The sequence below is a fragment of the Streptomyces sp. NPDC056503 genome, from assembly GCF_042794995.1.
Classification (GTDB): Bacteria; Actinomycetota; Actinomycetes; order Streptomycetales; family Streptomycetaceae; genus Streptomyces.
Genome location: NZ_JBHTST010000248.1, coordinates 1 through 4349 on the forward strand (window position 1 = coordinate 1; position 4349 = coordinate 4349).

Below are 4349 nucleotides of genomic sequence, written 5' to 3' on the forward strand. Positions count from 1 at the left end.
TCAACCGAGATCCTCTGCCGCACTGCCGCAACCCGCGACCAAAGCTGGGGACGTTCATCCGTACGCAACTGGGGAGAAAAGTCCGTACGCCGACAGCTGGTCGTCGAGTCTGCGGAAGTCCGCCTCGTTCTGCTCGAAAGCCTGCTTCTGGGCGTCTGTCAGGTCGTTCTGCCGCATACTGCCCTCCCGAGGTAGAGGTGACGGCAAGGAGTGTTCCGTCCAGTACCCAGAATGACCTGGCGGGCCCCTACGTGCACGGTGGAGGGGACGGCCGGGACCGCGCTGGCGAAGGTGAAGATCCGTCCGGACTCCGCGGTCACGGTGAACGACCTGGAGTGGCGGGACTACAGCAAGAAGGACGGGCACGGCGGCTACCACGACCAGCACCCGGCCATCGCCGCGACCGACTTCATCTACCTGAACAAGTACTACCTCGACCCACCCGGCGAGTGGAGCGAGGAAAAGTACCGGCGGTCCGTCGCCGCCCACGAGCTCGGCCACGCGCTCGGCCTGTGCCACAAGCCCACCGAGGTCTTCAGCCTCATGTGGAAGGCCGTCGCAGCCGTGCCCGTGGAGAAGCCCTCCGACGCCGACAAGGCCAACTACAAGAAGCTCTGGGGCTGAGCATGAAACACAAGCGGGCCACCCTCACCGCGCTCGCGGCCCTCGCCGTCCTCACCACCCCGGCGCCGCCTGGTACACCACCCTCGACGCCCCCGCCGACGGGCCGCCGACCACCGCCCACGCCCTGTGCCTGCCCGCCACCGACACCGACGCCGACAAGGCCGGCTACGCCCACACGGTCGCCCTGGTCACCGTCGACAAGACGGTCGAGTACCGCGAGGGCAGCAGCGACCCCGGCGGGGCGCTGATCTCCCGGGTCAAGGTCGACCAGGCGCTGAAGGGGGCGCCGCCGCAGACGATGACGGTCGGGCAGTCCGTTCTGCCGGTGGCCGGCGGGGGGTACGCGAAGACGAAGCCCGCGTATCTGCCGCTCGCGCCCGGCCACCGGTACGTCGTCGGGACCGTCCCGGACGCGGACTACGGCGACGGCGGCTGGGTCTGGTTCGCCACGCCCGCCGACACCGACCCGGCGGGCGCCGAGCAGCGGTGGGCGACCGCGGTCGCCCGGCAAGCTGCCCCGCACCCGGACCCTGCCTGCACCACCACGACCGAGGCCACGCCGTAGGGGCGGGGGTACAGCAGTGTGCCCCCGGGCTCGAGGAGCACGGGGGCACACAGGGAGTCCGGGGCAAACGACCAGTCGGCCCTGATCCCCCTACACACTCACCGTAGCCAGTCCCGGGCAGCCGCCCACACTGTTTACAGCAGCGGCCACGCGAACGAGCGACCGGAGCACGCCGGAGGTGACGGGCCCGTTGACGGGACCGGGGGTCAGTCGGCTTCGACGTAGGTGACGATCAGGATGCTGCCGAGGGCGGTGGCGTAGAAGATCAGGCGGACGCCGTCGTGCTGGTAGTCACGCAGCGCGGACGCGGTCGCGTGCTGCTTCACCTCGTCCGGCGCCGCAGCAATCGTGTTGAGGGCGGCATCGACGCGGGCGGTCTGCGCGGTGGTGAGGGTGCGGACCTGGGTCTCGGCCGGCTCGATGAGGACGATCCGGGGCCGGCGGCCGCGCGCGTGCTTAGGCAACGTCCGCGGCCTCGTCCCGCTCGGGCAGCCCCTGCTCGACCCGAATGTCGTCCCAGTCCTGGCACCGGTCAAGGTCGATGCCCTCGGCAGCGAGGTTCTCAAGGACGTAGGCGAGCGCGGGGTTCCCGGGGAACTCGCTGCGGGCGGCCTCACGCAGCTCGCGCTGCTCGGTCTCGCTGAACGTCAGGTGCGCCATCACGGCCCCCTCGATGGTCGGGTACGTCCCTGAGGCTAGCGCAGGGGACGCTGCATGACCGGGGTCCTCGTCGAACTGGTGGGGGCCACGGTGAGGATGGATTCGATCTCGGTGTCCCGGCGGTCGATCTCCGCACGGAGTTCCACGGCCCGGCCTGGGTCTGGCGGGCCACCAGCCTGCTTCGGCTGGCTTGCTTCGGTCGGGCAGGGGCCTGGGGGGACCTGACATGCTTCGGGGTATGGAGTCCCGCAAGAGTCCCGAGAAGAACCCGTTGCGCCTGGCCGATGTCTGCCCTGATCTTGCTGACGAGATAGTTGCCCTGCTGCGGGACTCACATCCGGGAGACCCGATCGCGGACGCGATCCCGAGCCTTCCCTTTCATGGAATCTGCCGTAACTACGTGCTGACGGCTCCAAAGGGGACGCCATCGCCATGGGTCATCCAGCTGGAGCGTGAAGAGGAGACGGTGTTTTTGCTGGGTGTCGATCCGTCTCGGTCTGTAGTCACGTGGATTGATGTGCTGGACGGGCGAGATCCGGCTGCTGCACTGTCGCGTCAGCCCTGACTGACGCGTCCGGGCTTCCATGCCGCCAACCCTAACTGATCGTTTCAGAATGAGTTCGGCGTGAGGGCTTGGCGGTCAGGTCTGGTGGCGGCAGAGTGAGCTCTTTCAGAGTGGCCACTGATCGGGTGACGGGCAGGCGTCCCGCAACGCACGAGGCTCCTGTGCCGTTGAGAGAGGTGTTCGACGTCTCAACTCATCAGCGCAGGAGCCTCGTTGGTTTCATATCCTGCCGCACTCGACCTGCCTCACGCTCTGGTCGAGTGGGTATCCATGCTCATCGTCACCCGTGAGGGTGACCGGCACTGCAAGCTCCCGCCCCACCAGCGGCCCCTCGTCGGCCTGATCTACCTCCGCCGCCACGACACGCTCACGCAGATCGCCACGGGCTTCGGCATATCCGTCGGCACCGCCCACGCCTACGTCACGGCCGTCGTCGGGCATCTGTCCCGGAAGGCACCCGGCCTGCTGCGGGTCCTGCGCGAGACGGATCCTGACCACATCCTGCTCGACGGGACGCTCGCCGAGTGCGACCGCGTCGGCGACAGCCGGGCCGACTTCTCACAGAAGCACCGCCGTCACGGCGTGAACGTGCAGGTCGTCGCCGATCCCGCAGGCAAGCTGCTGTGGATCTCGCCCGCGCTGCCCGGCCGCATCCACGACCTGACCGCGGCCCGTACCCATCGCATCATCCGGATCTGCGAGCGCCAGGGCGTCCCCGTCCTCGCTGACCGCGCCTACATCGGCGCCGGCCCATGGGTGACCACACCCATCAGACGGCTCCCCGGCCGGGACCTCACCACGACCCAGCGGACGATCAACCGGGCCCTGTCTGCGGCACGAGCGCCGGTCGAACGAAGCATCGCAAGGCTGAAGACCTGGCGCATCTTCCGCAAAGCCCGCTGCAGCCTCAACCGCATGACCGCCATCGCCGCAGCCATCCTCACCCTGGAACGTCAACGCTGATGAATCTCATCGCCATTCCAGGGGGGAGGACGGATCGGCAATGGCCGTCATCCAGTCGGGAACCGTCTCACGACCAGACAAGCCGACCTTCGGAGAACTGACTGACCTGGGAGCTTCCACCGGCGATCCTCGTCAGGGTCTCCGCCACGGAGGCGAAGTACTGGGCCATCGATTCGTACTCGCCCGTGACCGTGGGGCTACCTACGGACCATCTGCCGACGCGCCCGTCCCGCACATCGATGAACTTTCCCCTCCAGCCGTCCTGGTCCGACAGGAAGGGGATCCACTCGTTGCGCCAGAACGGGTAGTCCGGCTGGTCCGGAGGGTCGAATCCGCAGGACCTGGAGCGGTTCGCGTAGAGCCCCTCCATCGCCCGGATGCCCAGAAAGAAGCTCCCCTCGTCGGGGAACCCGTCGAAACCGCAACATTGCACTTCGTCGTCGAAATCTTCCTCCGGCAGATCCAGATTGTTCTGCAACAGCCACGTCCGCAGGTCCCCATGCAAGGAGACCCCCATCCGTTCCTCGGCTGCCGCGAGCATCTGCTCCGTAGCGGGCCCGGGCAGATCCGCGTGATCGGCCGGCGCGTGCTCCCGAAGCAGACTCATCACACGCGACCAACTCTCGACCACACTCATCGCCCTCTGTCCTCTCCAGGGATGCCTTCGTCCGACTACGCCACTGCGGAGGTGGGGAAGTACGGGCCGGAGAACCTTGCAGGGATGGTACTTCGAGCGTGCGTTCTGTCCCTCTCCGCGATCGACCGTTCACGACTCTTCACAGACAACCCACCGTGCCCCGCGGGCCCAGCCGAGGAGCTTCCAGGTCTCAAGCGAGGACCATGGCGTCACCCTGGAGTGACGAAGCTGAAAACGCTCAGTGTTGCGGGTGTCGGATGATCTTGTGCCTGATGAGCTGTGGGAACGCATCGCCCCGCTGCTGCCGCCCCGCCCGCCGCGGCGCCATCGGTACC

Annotated in this window: 7 protein-coding genes; 4 read left to right on the plus strand and 3 right to left on the minus strand. The window is 67.7% G+C overall.

Annotated features, from left to right (window positions below; all coding sequences use genetic code 11):
- Positions 1-231 precede the first annotated feature (231 nt).
- Positions 232-624 carry a matrixin family metalloprotease gene (locus ACFQ8C_RS36605; RefSeq protein ID WP_383466226.1) on the plus strand — a complete coding sequence of 131 codons (393 nt, stop codon included), beginning with the start codon at positions 232-234 and terminating at the stop codon, positions 622-624.
- 298 nt (positions 625-922) lie between these two features.
- Positions 923-1189 carry a hypothetical protein gene (locus ACFQ8C_RS36610; protein WP_383466228.1) on the plus strand — a complete coding sequence of 89 codons (267 nt, stop codon included), beginning with the start codon at positions 923-925 and terminating at the stop codon, positions 1187-1189.
- 206 nt (positions 1190-1395) lie between these two features.
- On the opposite strand, the gene ACFQ8C_RS36615 is transcribed toward ACFQ8C_RS36610, so the two are convergent.
- Both ACFQ8C_RS36615 and ACFQ8C_RS36620 read right to left on the minus strand, forming a co-directional pair.
- On the minus strand, positions 1396-1653 hold the full coding sequence (locus tag ACFQ8C_RS36615) for a hypothetical protein (protein ID WP_383466230.1): 258 nt from the start codon (positions 1651-1653) through the stop codon (positions 1396-1398).
- A complete protein-coding gene (locus ACFQ8C_RS36620; protein WP_383466232.1) occupies positions 1646-1849 on the minus strand; it encodes a hypothetical protein in 204 nt (67 codons plus the stop codon). The genes ACFQ8C_RS36615 and ACFQ8C_RS36620 overlap by 8 nt, the downstream gene beginning before the upstream one ends.
- Positions 1850-2087: 238 nt before the next feature.
- Between ACFQ8C_RS36620 and ACFQ8C_RS36625 the strand changes: the two genes are divergently transcribed.
- Both ACFQ8C_RS36625 and ACFQ8C_RS36630 read left to right on the plus strand, forming a co-directional pair.
- A complete protein-coding gene (locus ACFQ8C_RS36625; RefSeq protein WP_383466234.1) occupies positions 2088-2414 on the plus strand; it encodes a hypothetical protein in 327 nt (108 codons plus the stop codon).
- 213 nt (positions 2415-2627) lie between these two features.
- Complete coding sequence (locus tag ACFQ8C_RS36630; protein WP_383466236.1) at positions 2628-3377, plus strand: transposase family protein; 750 nt, start codon at positions 2628-2630, stop codon at positions 3375-3377.
- 67 nt (positions 3378-3444) lie between these two features.
- Here ACFQ8C_RS36630 and ACFQ8C_RS36635 read toward each other — a convergent pair whose 3' ends face one another.
- Positions 3445-4014: an SMI1/KNR4 family protein gene (locus ACFQ8C_RS36635; RefSeq protein ID WP_383466238.1), complete on the minus strand. Its 570-nt coding sequence runs from the start codon at positions 4012-4014 to the stop codon at positions 3445-3447.
- Between the last annotated feature and the right edge of the window lie 335 nt (positions 4015-4349).

Excerpts from the sequence above, each read along its gene's own strand:
- ACFQ8C_RS36605 (WP_383466226.1), top strand. The coding sequence starts at position 232 with ATGACCTGGCGGGCCCCTACGTGCACGGTGGAGGGGACGGCCGGGACC.
- ACFQ8C_RS36635 (WP_383466238.1), bottom strand. The coding sequence starts at position 4,014 with ATGAGTGTGGTCGAGAGTTGGTCGCGTGTGATGAGTCTGCTTCGGGAG.
- ACFQ8C_RS36620 (WP_383466232.1), bottom strand. The coding sequence starts at position 1,849 with ATGGCGCACCTGACGTTCAGCGAGACCGAGCAGCGCGAGCTGCGTGAG.
- ACFQ8C_RS36610 (WP_383466228.1), top strand. The coding sequence starts at position 923 with ATGACGGTCGGGCAGTCCGTTCTGCCGGTGGCCGGCGGGGGGTACGCG.
- ACFQ8C_RS36625 (WP_383466234.1), top strand. The coding sequence starts at position 2,088 with ATGGAGTCCCGCAAGAGTCCCGAGAAGAACCCGTTGCGCCTGGCCGAT.